Origin of the sequence: Arthrobacter tumbae (assembly GCF_016907495.1) — a bacterium.
In the GTDB taxonomy this organism is placed as follows: domain Bacteria; phylum Actinomycetota; class Actinomycetes; order Actinomycetales; family Micrococcaceae; genus Arthrobacter_D; species Arthrobacter_D tumbae.
Genome location: NZ_JAFBCC010000001.1, coordinates 1,083,535 through 1,098,889 on the forward strand (window position 1 = coordinate 1,083,535; position 15,355 = coordinate 1,098,889).

Sequence of the window (15,355 nt, forward strand, 5' to 3'; positions counted from 1 at the left end):
GGCGTATGCTCGATGCGTGCCCCGCTCAGGGGCGGGAGCGAGGAACGGACGGCGGTGTACATGGCGGAGGAAGTTGGCCGGCGCGAGCGCTTCCCCAGGGCACTCAGGCGGGCGTTCCTCCTTCTGATCTTCGTTGCCGCAATGGCTGCGGTTGTGCTGCTGGTGCCGATTCCACCGGTGGAAGACCTGCGAGCCATGGTGGACTCGGCCGGCTGGTGGGGACCGGTGGCTTTCGTGGTCGGCTACGCGGCGCTGACCCTCGCGCCGGTTCCCAAGAACATCCTGTCCATCGCGGCCGGGGTGCTGTTCGGCTTCGGCGCCGGACTGGCTATCGTCTACGTCGCCGCGATGCTCGGCGCCACCGCGGCGTTCTGGCTGGGCCGTGTCCTGGGCCGGGAAGCGGTGGAGCGCTTCACCGGCACGCGCGTCGCGAAGGTGGACGAGGTGCTGCGCCGGCGCGGTTTCGCGGCGATCATCGGGGTGCGGCTGGTGCCCGTGCTGCCCTTCACCGCCATCAACTACTCCGCGGGCCTCACCTCTGTGGGCTGGCGGCCCTACTTCCTCGGCACGGCGCTCGGCATCCTGCCTGGAACGATCAGCTTCCTTGCGCTGGGCGCCTACGGATTCGAACTGGGGTGGCAGGCGCAGCTCGCCGTCGCGGCACTGGGGCTCCTGACTCTCCTCGGCGTGGTGTACGCCGTCCGGGCGCGACGGAAGGACACCCGGACCGATGTTTGATTCCCGGCTCCGGCCCGCGCTTGCGCCAGCGCTCGACTGGACGGCAAAGCGCCTCGACGTCCCGTGGATCACGCCCAACCGGCTCACGTCGCTCAACCTGGTACTGGGGCTCGCCAGCGCGGCGCTCACTGCCGGGCAGCTCTGGGTGCCGGCGCTGATTGCGTGGCTGCTGTGCCGCCTGGCCGACGGCCTGGACGGTCCGCTGGCGCGGCTGCGGTCGGCCCGGACCGGGCAGACGGATGCCGGACAGGGCGGATTCTGGGACATCTCAGCGGACTTCATCGTGTACGGGGCGACGGTGGTCGGTGTGGCGGTCGGGGCCACTGCCGCGTACGACGCCGGCTGGTTGCCCTTCCTGCTGGTCCTGTTCGCGTACTACATCAACGGCAGCGTGTTCCTCGCCTTCTCCTCCATCGCCGAGCGCAACGGGAGACAGCTCGACGACGGACGCTCGCTGTCCTTCCTGGGCGGCCTCGCGGAAGGTGCGGAGACCGTCGTCGTACACAGCCTGTGGCTGATATTCCCGGCATTTGCCGGTCATATCGCGCTGGTGTGGGCTGTGCTGGTGTCGGTGAGCGCCGGCCAGCGCGTCGTTGCCGGGTTCCGGGCGCTGCGCTGAGGCGTCCGCCGGCAGGATCACCGGCGTCCGTTCCGCAGGCGGGCGACGACGGAAAGCAGGCGCACCGCCGCCTTGACCGCTGGCGAGTCCAACGACGACTGAGCGTGGGAAATGGCGGCATTCCAGACGGCGTCGTTATAGGTGGGGTACGGGTGGGTAACTCCGGCCAGCTGTCGGGTGCTCATGCCCTGCTCCACCGCGAGGGTCAGTTCGCCGAGGGACTCCCCGGCGCGGGGGCCAACGATCGTGCCGCCGAGGATGCGTCCGCGTTTGCCGATGACCAGCTGCGCGAAACCTGCCGGTGAGCCCTCCGTGATGGCGCGGTCGGTGGTGGACAGGTCGACGGTGGACAGCGTCTGCCCCGGGGTCGATGCCTCGGTCACTCCGACCGCCGCCACCTCGGGTGAGGTGAAGGTGACCCGTGGGATGATTGCGCTGACGGACCGGTGCAGCCCGAGGATGGCGTTGGACGCCGCGGTGCTGGCATGGACGCCGGCCAGATGCGTGAACTTCGGGTTCTGGGTCACGTCCCCGGCCGCCCAGATGGACTTATTCGACGTGCGCATGGCGGAGTCCACGAGGATCTGGCCCTTGTCGTCGCACTCCACGTCAACTGCGTCCAGGCCCAGGCCTTCGGTGCGCGCGGTGCGGCCGGCGGCGACGAGGATGACGTCGGCGCTGAACCGGTTGCCGCGTGAGGTGTGCACGGTGGAGCCACCGCCCGGTGCGGTCTCAACGTGCTCGGCGGACTCGTTTTCGGCAACCACCACACCGTCCGCCGCGAGGGCAGTGCGGACCAGCGCCGCAGCTTTCCGGGTCTCCTTCGACAGAATGCCCGAGCCCGCGAGGATGGTCACCCGCGAACCGAGGCGGGCGAACGCCTGGCCGAGCTCGCAGGCGATCGGACCTCCGCCGACAATCACCATCCGGCCGGGCATTTCCTTGAGGTCCCAGACAGTCTCGGACGTGACCGTCCGGGCATCATCCAGTCCGGGAATGGGCGGAACGGTGGGGAAACTGCCGGTCGCGATCAACGCCTGGCGGAAGCTGATCCGCTTGCCGCCCACCTCCGCCTCCCCAGCGCCCGTGAACCGGACGGATCCGCTGATGACCGACACTCCGGCCGCCTCCAGGGATTCCGGTGAGTCCTCCGGCTCGATGGCCTTGATCGAGGCGGCGATCCGTTCCCGTGCCTGCTCGAAACCGGTATCGGTATGCCCTTCTGCGGCGTCCTTCCCAGCGGACAGCAGGGTCTTGGAAGGCACGCACCCGGTCCACAGGCAATCCCCGCCCGTGCGACCGGACTCGACCAGGACGGTACGCTCGCCGAGCCGGGCTGCTGTCTTCGAGCCGACGATGCCCGCCGTTCCACCCCCAAGAACCAGGAGATCAACCGGATCAGCCATGCGTTCAGCCCACTTTCTCGAATCGGTGCGGCTTGAATCGACGCCGTGTGCACCAGCCTACGGTGGCGGGCATCGCCGTCGTAGTCTGTAATTCAGGACACCGTCGACGCGCTGGCAGCCCCGATAGCTTGAGCTGGGACAGCGCCGCGAACAAAGAAGAGGTTCGGCATCGAGAAGTACACCACTTTCGCTCCGCTGTATGACGTCCTGTCCGCTGAAGCGCCCGTCTACCGTGCTGGCCGCCGGCGCGGCATCGACCTGCTTCGTCTTGCCGCCGGGGATCAGGTGATGGACATCGGTTGCGGGACCGGCCTCAACTTCCCGCTGCTGCAGGAGAAGATCTCCCCATCAGGGACCATCGTGGGGATTGACCGAAGCGCCGCGATGCTGAAGCAGGCTCGGCGGCGCGCCGAACGCAGCGGCTGGCAGAACGTCATTCTCATTGAGGCTGACGCCACCTCGCTGACCCCCGCGGAGGTCGCGGTTTCCATCACCGCCGCGGGCGGGCGTGCACTCTCCGACGCCGTGCTGGCGACCTACGCGCTGTCGTTGATGCCCGATTGGGAACGGAGCTGGTTGAACATGAGGAGGCTGCTCAAGCCGGGAGGGCGGACCGGCGTCGTCGATATGCAGCGGCCGGTTGGCCGCTATTCGGTGCTGACGCCGCTTGCCCTGCTTGCCTGCCGCCTCGGCGGAGCAGACATCGACGCGCACCCGTGGACCGCTGTGGAGCGGGACTGCAACGACGTCGCCAGCTCGTCAGCCCGCGGCGGTCACTTGCAGATCCGGGTGGGAACGACCTAGAACTGGATGCCCCGGCTCAGCCCACCGTCCACGAGCACATTGGCGCCTGTGGTCCGGCTGGACCGGGGGCTGGCGATGAACACCACGGTGTCGGCAATCTCCCGCGGCGTTCCCATCCGATGCGTCGGATTAAGTCCCATCGCCATGCTGAACAGCTCCGGATTCCCCTGCTCGATCTGCTCCCACACACCACCGGCATGGTAGGTGTTACCCGGCGAAACGGTATTGGCGCGGATCCCCTGTTCGGCAAGCTGAAAGGCCAGGCCGGCGATGTACGCGATGATCGCTGACTTCACCGTGCCGTACGGTCCGGACGCGAAGTCCACTTCCCGCCCGGAGACACTCGAGATGGCAGTGATGGACGGAGACTTGCTCTGCTCAAGGTGAGGCAGCGCCGCCTTGACCAGGCGCACGGTGCCCATAAGATCCACATTCAACGAGGCTTCCCAGTTCTCCTCGGTATCGGGGATCGCCAGCGCACTCACATTGCTGACCACCATGTCGATGCCGCCGAACCTCGTCGCAGCATCGCTCACCCAACGTGCCACGGCTCGCCCATCACCGACGTCGACGGCGGTGCCCACCACGGTGTCGGAGCCCACCCCAAGGTCGGTGCCCACCGCTTGCTGGGTGGCCGCGACGTCGTCGGCGTTTCTGGCACAGAAGGCAACGTTGGCGCCCTCTGCCGCGAAGGTTTCCACAATCGCCCGGCCAATTCCCTTGGTGCCTCCGGTGACCAGGGCGGTCAGCCCGTTGAGCTGCAGATCCATCTTCAGTCCCTTCTCGGTGCCTAGATTCCGGCGCTGCGGTTTCGCAGGTCGGTGTGGACGCCGTCGTAGGCGTTGGCTGTCGGGAACAGCGATTTGGCCGCTTTCACGACCACGCTGTAGTTCGCGTCAACGGCGTTGGCAATGGGAGCCTGCGCCGTCTGGGTGAGGAGCTGGTAGGCATCCATGGCGTGGAGGCCGAAGAGTTCGCCGAACCAGCGCACCATCTCGAGTTGGCCGATCCGCCACGAATCCTCCATGGGGCGGGACGAGCCGATCGCCATCCAGTGGGTGTCCGTTTCGATGCGCGGCCAGGCCGGAGCTCCGCCCTTGATCAGTTCCACCATGATGGTGGAATCCATTGCGCCCTCGACGGCGGTGCCACAGGCCTCGCCCTCGCCCTGCCGGTAGTGACCGTCGCCGATGGAGAAGAGCGCACCCTCGACATTCACGCCGAGATAGATGGTTGAGCCCGCTTTGACCTCAGGGGAATCCATGTTGCCGCCGAACCGCTCGGGCACCAGGGAAGAACGCACTTCTCCCCCGGGCGGGGCAACACCGACGGTGCCGAGCATCGGCTCCAGCGGCAGCTGTACCTGGAAGTCACCGAAGCGGGATTCGAACCCTACGGTGTTCCGCTCGGTATCGAGGTGGTAGATCCAGGTGATGTCGGGCAGCGGTTCCTGCAGGAGTGCGGTGCGGTCGGTACTGGTCAGGCCGCCGAAGAACGGGATGGTGGCTGAAGCGCCCCACGTCCGGGCGGGCGTCAGGTCGACGATGTGGAGGACGAGTGTGTCTCCCGGTTCAGCGCCCTCAACATAGAAGGGTCCGGTCTGCGGGTTGACGAAGCGCAGGTCCACCTTCTCGCTGGAGAGATCCTCGACGGAGGTGAGCGCGTGGTTGAAGGCGTCCTCGGACCAGAGCTTGAGGACCGTTCCGGGCTGGACCGTCATCGCAGGCGGAGCGCCGCCGAAGGTATAGACGAGCTGGTCACGCGACGGCCTGTACTCGACGATCTCCATGACTGGATGCTATGCCGGGTGCCACAGGCCTACAAGACCGTCTCCAACCAGTGTTCGGAATACTCAACCAGCCTTGGTCCTTGCATGAAGTATGACAACTATTGCGATCATCGGAGCAGGACAAGGTCTCGGAGCCGCCGTTGCGCGGCGATTCGGCAAGGAGGGCTACGACGTTGGACTCATCTCGCGGCATCAGGGGCGTCTTGACGCGCTGGCCGACGAACTGGCGAAGGATGGGATCAATGCAAAGGGGTTCGCCGCAGATGTGCGGGATCCGGATTCCATAGCCAAGGCGCTGGAGCAGGTCACGGAAACCCTCGGCCCTATTGAGGTGCTGCAGTACAGCCCGCTGCCGCAGAAGGACTTTATGCGTCCGGTGCTGGAGACCACTCCGGCCGATCTGGTTGGCCCCATTGAATTCTCGATTTATGGTCCGGTCGCCGCCGTACACCAGGTGGTACCGGGTATGCGATTCCTCGGCGAGAACCGCGGCACCATCCTCTTTGTGAACGGTGGCTCCGCAGTGAAGCCCGGCCGCAACGTAACCGGCACCTCGGTGGCTTTCGCCGGCCAGGCCGCCTACGCCGAACTCCTCAACGAGGTCCTGGGCGAAGAAGGCATTCAGGTCTCGCAGCTGATCATCGGCGGGCGAATCGTTGAGGGCGACCCCGAGAAGGACCCGGACGTTCTCGCCGGCATCCTGTGGGACCTTCACACCAAGCGGGACCGCTTCCGACACCAGGTCAGTGAAGACTAGCGGGCGAATGGTGCAACCGGCCCCAAAATCATCCCTTTGACGGTCGATTCTCTCTTCTATGTGTTGAGACGATGGACGCGTCCAATTCACAGTGGGATGCAACAGGGGAATTCATGACGCGCACACATGTACGGAGTTTGGCCGCAGCGGCGGCTGCGGCCATGATGCTGCTCGTTCTGACCGGCTGCGGCGGCGAACCCGCAGCTGCGCCCGCGCCGCCCACCCAGGGCAACGTCCTGGACGCCGCCGAGGTGCTCACCGATCAGCAGGAACAGCAGCTCAACACGCTCATCGAGAATTCGAACCGCAGCACAAACGCCGCCCGGGTGGCCGTCCTGACCGTCGAGAACGCCGGCGGATCCATCGAGGACTATGCGCGTGAAGTCGCCACCGCGTGGGGCGTTGGCGACGACGGCGCGGACAACGGCGTGCTCATCGTCGCCGACACCGCAGAGCGGGAACTTCGCGTCGAAACAGCCGACGGCGTGCGGGAACAGTTCTCCGACGACGAGGCGGAAGACGTTGTCGAGGATGTCCTCGAACCCGCCTTCGCCGACGAGGAGTACGCGCAGGGCCTCACCGAGGCCGTCGAGCAGATCTACCTGTACGCGGACGGACAGGAGCCGCCCAGCGATCCCTTCGCCTGGGTTCTCCCAGCCTCGATCGTCGGCGGTATGGTGGCCCTTTTCGGCGTTGTGGCGGCTGTCATCGTGCGGGACAGCCGCCGTCGCCGTCGTATTGCCGACGACGAAATCCGCGCCGCGGAGGAGAGCGATCCGAACCTGCGCCTCACCGATGAGCAGCGCGAGGCGTACCGGAAGTACCGGTACAACCACCGCAAGGACGACGCCGTCACGAACCCCGCCATGTGGCTGCCCCTTTACATCGCCAACCCTGCGCTCTACTCGGGTGGCAGCAGCGGGAACGCCTCCGGCTCGTCCTTCAATAGCGGCGGCGGCTTCACCGGCGGCGGGGCCTCCGGAAGCTACTAGCGGACTCGGAGCCTGCGAGTAAACTGAGGCGCATGACCGGGCAGGATCCGGCCCCTCAGGGGGCCGCTGCGGTTACCCAGGACAGCGACGTGACGGACAGCGACGCCGTCGACACCTCGCTGCGCAGTCCGGAGGAACGGTCCCGCACCTTCTGGGGCATCCTCATCAACACCGGCGTCGCGAACATCACCACCAGCTACCTCTGGTTCGCCCTGACGTTCTGGGCCTACCTGGAAACGCGAAACGTGATCGCCACCGGAGTGATCGGCGGCGCCTACATGCTGTTGATCGCCCTGTCGAGCATCAGCTTCGGTACGTTCGTGGACCGCTACCGCAAACTCGCGTTCATGCGGTTCGCCGGCGCCTTCACCCTGGGGATGTTCCTGCTCTCCGGGGTGATGTTCCTCTACACGCCGGAGGCCAGCCTGCTGGATCTGACGCAGCCGTGGTTCTGGGTCTTCACGCTGATCATCCTGATCGGCGCCGTGGTCGAGAACCTGCGCAACATCGCACTGTCCACCACGGTCACCATCCTGATCGAGCCGGACCGGCGGGCCAACGCCAACGGACTGGTAGGGATGGTGCAGGGGCTGATGTTCATCATCACCTCGGTGCTCTCCGGCTTGTCGGTCGGGCTGCTCGGCATGGGGTGGACGATCGTCGTCGCCCTGCTTCTGACAGCGCTTGCCTTCGCGCACCTGCTCACCCTACGCATGCCCGAGGAAGTGCGCGCCGCCGCCACGGACGCGCACGGCAGCTTCGACCTGCGCGGCTCCTGGGCCGCCGTCATGGCCATCACCGGGCTGTTTGCGCTGATCCTGTTCTCCACGTTCAACAACTTCGTGGGCGGCGTCTATATGGCGTTGATGGACCCCTACGGACTGGAACTGTTCCCCGTTGAGCTGTGGGGAATCTACTTCGCGCTCGGTGCGACCGGGTTCATTGTGGGCGGCGCTTTGATCGGCAAGTTCGGCCTCGGCGCCAATCCGCTGCGCACTATGCTCATCGCCGTCGTCATTATGGGGGTGATCGGCGCGGTCTTCACCATCCGCGAGTGGGCGTGGCTCTACATCGCCGGGATCTGGCTGTACCTGGTGCTCATCCCGTTCATCGAGGCCGCCGAGCAGACGGTGATTCAGCGCGTGGTGCCGCTGCCGCGCCAGGGGCGGGTGTTCGGGCTCGCCATGGCGTTCGAGGCGGGCGCAGCGCCGATCACCGCGTTCCTCATCGCGCCGATCGCCGAAGTCTGGATCATCCCCTACGCCCGTTCAGCGGAGGGAGCCGCGCAACTGGCCCCGCTCCTCGGCGAGGGCACCTCCCGCGGCATTGCGCTGATCTTCCTGTTCGCAGGGATCGTCCTCATCGCCGCCGCTCTCCTGGCCTTCCTGACTCCGGTCTACCGCCGCGTTTCGGCGTCCTATGCACAGTCAGCCGCTGAGACGCCAGCGGAGCAGGCACTGCGTTCTCATCGCGACGCTGTCTGATTTCATACTCGCGGCGAATGAGTTGCAGAACGCCACCCGGCCGATAGCGCTTTGACCCGGGACAGTGCTGCGACCGAGCGGACGATTCGAGACGCCACTTCGGAAACTGACACCCTCGCCGGCGTCTCGAATCCATTTGTCACCGGCCGGTGCGGTTCGGCCAATGGCCGGTGAGTGTAACTGGCCTGAAAACCGATCCGATAAGATCGGCATTTAACGAGTCGGCGGCGGGCCCAGGCGGTCTACCCCAGTCACAGACTGGATGCACGGACTCCAGTCCGGGGAACTGAAGGGGACGCCTGTCTATGATTGCGCTGCTGATTGCTGCGGCTCTCGCCTTGATTTTGGCAATTTCCGGCACGCCTCTACTCGCCCGTTTCCTGGTCAAGAAGAACTACGGTCAGTTCATCCGCGAAGATGGTCCCACCTCGCATCACACCAAACGGGGAACACCCACGATGGGTGGCGCGGTGATTATCGGAGCAGTGGTGATCGCCTACCTAACGACGCACGGCATCATGATGCTGATGGGGGAATCGACCGGTCCAACTGCCACCGGGCTACTGCTACTACTGGTCGCCGTCGGTATGGGCTTCGTGGGTTTTCTTGATGACTACATCAAGATTTCCAAACAGCGCAGCCTCGGTCTTACTGGACCAGCGAAGATCATCGGTCAGACAGCTGTCGGGGTAGCGTTCGCCGTCCCGGCTCTGAACTTCCCGGATGAAAACGGGCGGACTCCGGCCTCCACCGCTATCTCGTTCGTTCGGGATACATCTTTCGATCTGGCATTCGCCGGGTCGCTGGTCGGTGCGATCCTCTTCATCCTGTGGGCCACCTTCATTCTCACCGCTACGTCCAACGCCGTAAATGTTACCGATGGATTGGACGGCCTCGCCGCAGGCGCCTCTGTTTTGGTTTTCAGTGCCTACATGTTGATGGGCATCTGGCAGTTCAACCAGAGATGTGCCGATCCCAGTGTGCCCGCGAACATTTGCTACCAAGTGCGAGACCCGCTCGACTTGGCCCTAATTGCAGCCGCGATGTGCGGTTCACTCGTTGGATTCCTTTGGTGGAACACTTCACCCGCAACGATCATCATGGGCGATACCGGATCACTCGCCCTCGGCGGTGCAATCGCAGGATTCGCCATACTGTCCCGCACAGAACTGCTGCTAGTCATCCTCGCGGGCCTGTTCGTCATGGTCACCTTGTCGGTCATCATTCAGGTGAGCTATTTCAAACTCTCCGGCGGCAAGCGCATCTTCCGAATGACCCCACTGCACCACCATTTCGAGCTGAAGGGTTGGGAACAGGTCACCGTCGTGGCGCGGTTCTGGATCATAGCCGGTCTCTTCGTGGCCGTCGCCCTCGGCATCTTCTACGCCGAATGGGTTGTGCTGCTCTAACGGCCCGTTCCGGGGCATCCCCCGGTTGCAACCTCGCATATCAGCACGCGCCAACGCTCCGTCTCAGGCAGGTGAGCGCCGTAGACTTCAGGCCATGATCGACGGAGCCGCCAAAGCGCACCTTCACGAGCGACACAGGGATGTGCGTGAACAATTAGTAGAGAAGCTCAAGGGACTTAGTGAATATGACGTGCGCCGACCCATGAGTCGCACCGGCACGAATCTTCTCGGTTTGATCAAGCACCTGGCACTTTACGAGGCAGCCTATTTCGGGCACACCTTCGGCCGGCCGTTTCCAGAACAGCCCATTCCCACTCTCGATGGAAACTTTCGCAATCGTGACTTCATGTGGGTGACAGAGCACGAAAACCGCGACGACATCATGGCCGCGTACCAGCGAGCATGCCAGCACGCGGACACCACAATCGAATCCCTGCCTATTGACGCGATTGGACACGTGTCTTGGTGGCATTCTGACGTCACCCTCTTCAACGTGCTACTTCATATGCTCGTTGAGACGTCACAACACCTGGGCCACGCGGATATCATCCGCGAAGGCATAGACGGAACTGCCGGAGCGAGCACGGAACCGCTAAGTGCAGCCGAGCAAAACGAGTGGGCAACGCACTGGACGATGATCGAAACTGCTGCCCGCAAAGCAGCCGGAATTTGACAAGTGAGTGCTCTCAACCATCCCTGACTGGCAGGCATAGGGCCGACTAACGCGGGATTGGAAGTAGGCCGATTTGTCTATATAGGAACATCCCTTCGGGCCGCCGCTTCACACGCTGACGCGACCAAGCCAACAGCTTGCTAGGCTCCAGCTGTGGCGGGTGAATATTCAAGATTTCATGCAAGGTACTTCGGCCGGTTGGGTGTTGAGGTGGGACTTTTTGTAGCAGTGGATCACCTACGAAGATCAGGTGATCTGGCGCACAATGAAGTGGAACTGTATCTCGACGTAGACGACTGGTTCAGATCTGAACTGCCGAACCCTCCCTTCTACAAAGACGGGAACAAGATCGGTGCAGTGACCTGGTTCAAAGATCCACTTCCTGCCGAGATGCTCCATCGAGTCGACGCGCTCTGTCGAATCCTGCGGGACCACAACGTCGATTATCAGCATTCACGATCAGCAGACCCGGGCAGAATCGTCTACGAAGACTCATTCCAGATTGGGGTCATACCTTACAGCCGTGAGTCACCCACTCCGCTTCCCGAGGGAGTGGTGCTCGGACCGACCCGCGCCGGCTCCAAACGCTCCTTCAATTAGCCACTCCAGGCCCGGCACGAGGGAGTTCTCGAACTGACCGGCTTGTCTATCGGAACACCTACACCGTAACGGCGCCTTCGCGCGCCTGGTCCTTCAGCAACCCGCCGAGAATCCGCACGCCCGCAGGGAAGGCACTCGGGTTGGGCCCCGCGTAGTTCAGCCGGATGAACGGGCCGGCCGGTTCCGCCGGGAACCATTCGTTCCCGGCAGCGATGACGACGCCGTTGGCCTCACAGTCGCGTGCCAACTGTTCGACGTCGGTGCCGTCAGGCAGGCGTGCCCACAGGTTCAGCCCACCCTTGGGCACGTGATCGATATGCGCGGAAGGCGCGTGTTGCCGCAGGCTGGACAGCAGCAGGTCCCGGCGGGATTGGAGCTGGTGCCGGAGCCCGCGGAGGTGGGTCTGCCACGCCGGTTGGGTGACGACGTCCAGCGCCGCAGCCTGCAGAAGACCGCTGACATACATCGATTCGGCGCCCTGGTCAGCGAGAATCCGCTCACGCGCCGGCCCGCGCGCGATCACGGCAGCAACCCGGATGGAAGGTGAAACGCTCTTGGTCAGCGAGCGCAGGTAGACCACGTGGCCGGAGTCGTCCTGCGCCGCGACCGGTGCGGGGCTGGTGTTGATTCCGAAGTCGTGGGCCCAGTCATCCTCCACAAGGAAAGCGCCATGGGCGCGGACAATGTCCAGCACCTGCTCGCGCCGCTCGGCGTCCCACTGCGCACCCGTGGGGTTGGCGTAGTTGGGCTGGGCGTAAAACAGGCGGGCACCTGTTTCCTCGAACGCCCGCGCCAGCGCTTCGGTGTCCGGTCCGTCAGCGCCCGTCGGTACCGGAATGATGGTGGCACCCGCCTGCGTTGCGGCCATGATCGCGCCCCAATAGGTGGGCGACTCCATGAGAACGGGCTGTCCGTTGCCGGCCAACGCGCGGAAGACGGCGCTCAATCCGCTTTGGCTGCCGGGCACCACCAGAACGTCACTGGGTGTCGGCGGAGTGACACTCGCCGGCGTTGCGGCGCGCAGTTCCTGGGCGAACCACGATCGCAGTTCGGGAAGCCCGGCAGCAGGCGGACGGGACAGTGCTGCATCGCTGCGTGATGCCCGTGCCAGCGCCGCCCGGACTACTCGGACCGGCAGCAGTTCGGAGTCCGGATAGCCGGAGTGGAAGGCGATGGCGTCACTTGGAGTGTCCCGCAGAGTGGTCGGCAGGTCATGCCGGGGCGCTTTGGGGGACCGCAGCGCGGCAGTCTGCCACCCATAATCGGCAGGCCGGGCGGTACGGACTGACCGCACAAACGTTCCCGAACCGGGACGGCTCTCCACCAGCCCGCGGGCAGTCAGTGACTGCAGGGCCTTCTGCACCGTTACCGGGCTCACCCGGTGCTCAGCGACGAGCGCCCGCGTGGATGGCAGCTGTGATCCCGGAGCCGCCGTTGAAATCCAGGTGATCAGTGCCGCCGCGATACGTGAACTGCTATCGTTGTTCATGTACAGCAATAGTAGCGCTACTCTTTATCGATCTGAACCGCTATCCCACCGGCCTGCCGGAATCTGGTGGGGACTTATCGGCGTCGCGGCGTTTTCCTTCACCGTTCCGTTCACCAAGGTGGCAGTCGAGGGGATGTCGCCGCTGTTCATCGGCTCCGGCCGGGCAATACTGGCAGCGCTACTCGCGGCCCTCGCGCTGGGAATCATGCGGCAGCGGCTCCCCCGCGGAACCCAGTGGGCGCGGCTCGCGGTCATCGCAGGCGGCGTCGTAGTGGGCTTCCCCGTCCTCACCTCCTACGCCCTCACCGCTGTGCCGGCGAGCCATGCCGCCGTCGTCATCGCTCTACTCCCAGCGGCAACCGCAATCGCAGCGGTCCTCCGCGGGCACGAACGCCCGCCGCTTCTTTTCTGGGTCATGAGCGGCATCGGCGCAACGGTCACGGTTGCCTTCGCCGCCTTCACGTCCGGCGGACTCGGTAGCTTCAGTTGGCCGGATGTCCTGCTTCTCGCCGCGGTGGCAGCCGGCGCAATCGGCTACGCCGAAGGCGGTCTGCTGGCGCGCGAGCTGGGATCGTGGCAGGTGATCTCCTGGGCGCTCGTCGTGGCCGCTCCCCTTATGGCCCTGCTGACCGCCGTCGCCCTGGTCCAGCAGCCTCCCGCCGCGTCGCCGGTACAATGGGCAGCCTTCGCCTATCTCGGGATAATCAGCATGTTCCTCGGCTTCTTCGCCTGGTACCGGGGCCTGGCGATCGGGCCGATGACCCGGGTCAGCCAGATACAGCTTGTCCAGCCTGTCCTCACCATCGCGTGGGCGGCGCTCCTGCTTGGGGAGCACCTGACGTGGCCGACCGTTGTCGGAGGACTCGCCGTCGTTCTCTGTGCGGGGGTGGCCGTCCGGACGCGTGCTGCCACGCGGGAGAAGTCCCGGCCGCGGACCGAATCCCCCAGCTCCTGACGGCGAAACGGCGTGTCACGACGCAACACGCCGCAGGAACGGGAGACCGACGGCAGGACCTGGGAATTCCGGCCCGCCCTCTGTCCCCCATGGCAGGTGGGTGCTTCACTGGACAGTACGACGACGGCGAGGTCGCCTTCCGCTGCTTCCGGAGGTTCCTGAATGAACAAGATCATCCTCATGATGTCTGTCTCCCTAGACGGCTACTTCGAGGGACTCGACCGGGACATCAGCTGGCACCGGGTGGACGAAGAGCTCCACAGCTACTTCAACGATCAGTGCCGCGCGATGGCGGGTTTCTTCGACGGACGCGTCACCCACGAACTGATGGCCGAGTACTGGCCCACCGCTGACCAGAATCAGGATGCTTCCGAACCGGAAATGGAGTTCGCACAGATCTGGCGGGATGCGCGCAAGTATGTGTTCTCGCGGACTCTTTCTGAGGCGGGCTGGAACACGACGGTGATTTCCGACGTCGTGCCTGAACAGATCGAGGAATTGAAGGCGCAGATTGGCGGCGACATCGCCCTGGGCGGTGCTAACCTCGCAGCCAGCTTTCTTCGGCTCGGCCTGGTCGACGAGTACCGCATCTGCGTTCATCCGGTGGTGCTGGGGAAGGGCCGGCCGCTGTTCGAAGACCCGGAGGTCCAGCTGAACCTCACACTGGAGGAGACGCGGACGTTCGGCAACGGCGTGGTCCTGCTCCGCTACACGAATGACCGGTGAGACACCCGGCGCTGGCCCCTGCCGTCCAGTCCTGACAGACTTCCTCGCATGACTTCCTCCCGTCCCTTCGCGCAAGTTGATGTGTTCTCTCCGACTCCGTACCTGGGAAATCCAGTCGCCGTCGTACTGGATGGTGAGGGGCTGGACGACGAAGCGATGCAGCGCGTGGCTCGCTGGACCAATCTGTCCGAGACGACGTTCCTGCTGCCGCCGACCAATCCGGAAGCGGACTACCGCGTACGGATCTTCACGCCGGGAGGTGAGCTTCCGTTCGCCGGCCATCCGACGCTCGGTTCAGCGCATGCCTGGCTTGAGGGCGGCGGCACGCCCCAGCGCGATGACCTGGTTGTGCAGGAGTGCACCGCGGGGCTGATCAACGTCCGGCGCGGCGACGGGATCCTGTCCTTCGCCGCTCCGCCCACGCGGCGCTCCGGGGAGCTGGAGGGTGGATACCTCGCGGAGATCGTTGCCGCGTTCGGCATCCGGGAGGATCAGGTGCTCTCACATCAGTGGGTGGACAACGGGCCGGGCTGGGGCGTCATCCGGCTGGCCACCGCGCAGGAGGTTCTCGGCCTGGAGCCTGACCTGTCTCAGATTCCGACGGCGATGATCGGCGCAGTGGGCGCCTATCCCGAAGGGTCCGAGCACGCCTACGAGATGCGGACCTTCGCGCCCGCTCTCGGCGTCCCCGAAGACCCGGTGTGCGGAAGCATGAACGCCTCAGTGAGCCAGTGGCTGACCGGCACCGGTGCGATGCCGAGCACCTACCGGGTGTCGCAGGGTTCCCGGCTGGGCAGGGCGGGAGACATCACCATCACAGCCGACGACGACGGCACCGTCTGGGTGGGCGGCGCCACGACAACGTGCTTCCGGGGCACTGCCGAGATCTGACTTTTGCGGGCCGGCACTGCTTT

16 protein-coding genes are annotated in these 15,355 nt (G+C 64.9%); 12 read left to right on the top strand and 4 right to left on the bottom strand.

Going from position 1 to position 15,355, the window contains the following annotated elements:
- Positions 1–60 precede the first annotated feature (60 nt).
- Positions 61–738 carry a TVP38/TMEM64 family protein gene (locus tag JOD47_RS05170; RefSeq protein ID WP_204532599.1) on the top strand — a complete coding sequence of 226 codons (678 nt, stop codon included), beginning with the start codon at positions 61–63 and terminating at the stop codon, positions 736–738.
- Entirely contained in the window at positions 731–1,357 is a 627-nt protein-coding gene (locus JOD47_RS05175; protein ID WP_204532600.1) for a CDP-alcohol phosphatidyltransferase family protein, read from the top strand. The genes JOD47_RS05170 and JOD47_RS05175 overlap by 8 nt, the downstream gene beginning before the upstream one ends.
- Positions 1,358–1,374: 17 nt before the next feature.
- Here the strand turns inward: JOD47_RS05175 and JOD47_RS05180 are convergent, their stop codons facing one another.
- Positions 1,375–2,763, bottom strand: a complete 1,389-nt coding sequence (locus JOD47_RS05180) for a dihydrolipoyl dehydrogenase family protein (protein WP_204532602.1) — start codon at positions 2,761–2,763, stop codon at positions 1,375–1,377.
- A gap of 207 nt (positions 2,764–2,970) precedes the next feature.
- Here JOD47_RS05180 and JOD47_RS05185 point away from each other — a divergent pair, with 207 nt between their 5' ends.
- Entirely contained in the window at positions 2,971–3,567 is a 597-nt protein-coding gene (locus JOD47_RS05185; protein WP_275577905.1) for a class I SAM-dependent methyltransferase, read from the top strand.
- On the opposite strand, the gene JOD47_RS05190 is transcribed toward JOD47_RS05185, so the two are convergent.
- Together JOD47_RS05190 and JOD47_RS05195 are read right to left on the bottom strand one after the other, a co-directional pair.
- The gene (locus JOD47_RS05190; RefSeq protein WP_204532604.1) at positions 3,564–4,337 is read right to left on the bottom strand and encodes an SDR family NAD(P)-dependent oxidoreductase; all 774 of its coding nucleotides are present in this window, start codon (positions 4,335–4,337) and stop codon (positions 3,564–3,566) included. The genes JOD47_RS05185 and JOD47_RS05190 overlap by 4 nt on opposite strands.
- A 20-nt stretch (positions 4,338–4,357) precedes the next feature.
- Positions 4,358–5,356 (bottom strand): acetamidase/formamidase family protein, encoded by a 999-nt coding sequence (locus tag JOD47_RS05195; RefSeq protein WP_204532606.1) that lies wholly within the window; start codon positions 5,354–5,356, stop codon positions 4,358–4,360.
- Positions 5,357–5,447: 91 nt separating this feature from the next.
- On the opposite strand from JOD47_RS05195, the gene JOD47_RS05200 reads away from it, so the two are divergent.
- From JOD47_RS05200 to JOD47_RS05225, 6 genes are all read left to right on the top strand, one after another.
- The gene (locus JOD47_RS05200; RefSeq protein WP_204532608.1) at positions 5,448–6,113 is read left to right on the top strand and encodes an SDR family NAD(P)-dependent oxidoreductase; all 666 of its coding nucleotides are present in this window, start codon (positions 5,448–5,450) and stop codon (positions 6,111–6,113) included.
- Between the two features lie 113 nt (positions 6,114–6,226).
- Complete coding sequence (locus JOD47_RS05205) at positions 6,227–7,105, top strand: TPM domain-containing protein (protein WP_204532610.1); 879 nt, start codon at positions 6,227–6,229, stop codon at positions 7,103–7,105.
- Between the two features lie 32 nt (positions 7,106–7,137).
- Entirely contained in the window at positions 7,138–8,589 is a 1,452-nt protein-coding gene (locus JOD47_RS05210) for an MFS transporter (protein WP_204532613.1), read from the top strand.
- 305 nt (positions 8,590–8,894) lie between these two features.
- On the top strand, positions 8,895–9,998 hold the full coding sequence (gene mraY / locus JOD47_RS05215) for a phospho-N-acetylmuramoyl-pentapeptide-transferase (RefSeq protein ID WP_204532615.1): 1,104 nt from the start codon (positions 8,895–8,897) through the stop codon (positions 9,996–9,998).
- Between the two features lie 94 nt (positions 9,999–10,092).
- The gene (locus JOD47_RS05220; RefSeq protein ID WP_204532617.1) at positions 10,093–10,671 is read left to right on the top strand and encodes a DinB family protein; all 579 of its coding nucleotides are present in this window, start codon (positions 10,093–10,095) and stop codon (positions 10,669–10,671) included.
- Positions 10,672–10,824: 153 nt separating this feature from the next.
- Positions 10,825–11,271: a hypothetical protein gene (locus JOD47_RS05225; RefSeq protein ID WP_204532618.1), complete on the top strand. Its 447-nt coding sequence runs from the start codon at positions 10,825–10,827 to the stop codon at positions 11,269–11,271.
- A 58-nt stretch (positions 11,272–11,329) separates the two neighbouring features.
- On the opposite strand, the gene JOD47_RS05230 is transcribed toward JOD47_RS05225, so the two are convergent.
- On the bottom strand, positions 11,330–12,760 hold the full coding sequence (locus tag JOD47_RS05230; RefSeq protein ID WP_204532620.1) for an aminotransferase-like domain-containing protein: 1,431 nt from the start codon (positions 12,758–12,760) through the stop codon (positions 11,330–11,332).
- Between JOD47_RS05230 and JOD47_RS05235 the strand changes: the two genes are divergently transcribed.
- The 3 genes from JOD47_RS05235 (at position 12,759) to JOD47_RS05245 (ending at position 15,332) form a co-directional block, all read left to right on the top strand.
- Positions 12,759–13,715: a DMT family transporter gene (locus JOD47_RS05235; RefSeq protein ID WP_204532622.1), complete on the top strand. Its 957-nt coding sequence runs from the start codon at positions 12,759–12,761 to the stop codon at positions 13,713–13,715. The genes JOD47_RS05230 and JOD47_RS05235 overlap by 2 nt on opposite strands.
- Positions 13,716–13,877: 162 nt before the next feature.
- Positions 13,878–14,441 carry a dihydrofolate reductase family protein gene (locus JOD47_RS05240; protein ID WP_204532624.1) on the top strand — a complete coding sequence of 188 codons (564 nt, stop codon included), beginning with the start codon at positions 13,878–13,880 and terminating at the stop codon, positions 14,439–14,441.
- 48 nt (positions 14,442–14,489) lie between these two features.
- A complete protein-coding gene (locus JOD47_RS05245) occupies positions 14,490–15,332 on the top strand; it encodes a PhzF family phenazine biosynthesis protein (RefSeq protein WP_204532626.1) in 843 nt (280 codons plus the stop codon).
- Positions 15,333–15,355: the final 23 nt, after the last annotated feature.

Coding starts and splice junctions, on each gene's coding strand:
- JOD47_RS05195 (WP_204532606.1), bottom strand. CDS start 5,356: ATGGAGATCGTCGAGTACAGGCCGTCGCGTGACCAGCTCGTCTATACC.
- JOD47_RS05170 (WP_204532599.1), top strand. CDS start 61: ATGGCGGAGGAAGTTGGCCGGCGCGAGCGCTTCCCCAGGGCACTCAGG.
- JOD47_RS05220 (WP_204532617.1), top strand. CDS start 10,093: ATGATCGACGGAGCCGCCAAAGCGCACCTTCACGAGCGACACAGGGAT.
- JOD47_RS05180 (WP_204532602.1), bottom strand. CDS start 2,763: ATGGCTGATCCGGTTGATCTCCTGGTTCTTGGGGGTGGAACGGCGGGC.
- JOD47_RS05235 (WP_204532622.1), top strand. CDS start 12,759: ATGTACAGCAATAGTAGCGCTACTCTTTATCGATCTGAACCGCTATCC.
- JOD47_RS05200 (WP_204532608.1), top strand. CDS start 5,448: ATGACAACTATTGCGATCATCGGAGCAGGACAAGGTCTCGGAGCCGCC.
- JOD47_RS05230 (WP_204532620.1), bottom strand. CDS start 12,760: ATGAACAACGATAGCAGTTCACGTATCGCGGCGGCACTGATCACCTGG.
- JOD47_RS05190 (WP_204532604.1), bottom strand. CDS start 4,337: ATGGATCTGCAGCTCAACGGGCTGACCGCCCTGGTCACCGGAGGCACC.
- JOD47_RS05245 (WP_204532626.1), top strand. CDS start 14,490: ATGACTTCCTCCCGTCCCTTCGCGCAAGTTGATGTGTTCTCTCCGACT.
- JOD47_RS05210 (WP_204532613.1), top strand. CDS start 7,138: ATGACCGGGCAGGATCCGGCCCCTCAGGGGGCCGCTGCGGTTACCCAG.
- JOD47_RS05205 (WP_204532610.1), top strand. CDS start 6,227: ATGACGCGCACACATGTACGGAGTTTGGCCGCAGCGGCGGCTGCGGCC.
- JOD47_RS05175 (WP_204532600.1), top strand. CDS start 731: ATGTTTGATTCCCGGCTCCGGCCCGCGCTTGCGCCAGCGCTCGACTGG.
- JOD47_RS05240 (WP_204532624.1), top strand. CDS start 13,878: ATGAACAAGATCATCCTCATGATGTCTGTCTCCCTAGACGGCTACTTC.
- mraY (WP_204532615.1), top strand. CDS start 8,895: ATGATTGCGCTGCTGATTGCTGCGGCTCTCGCCTTGATTTTGGCAATT.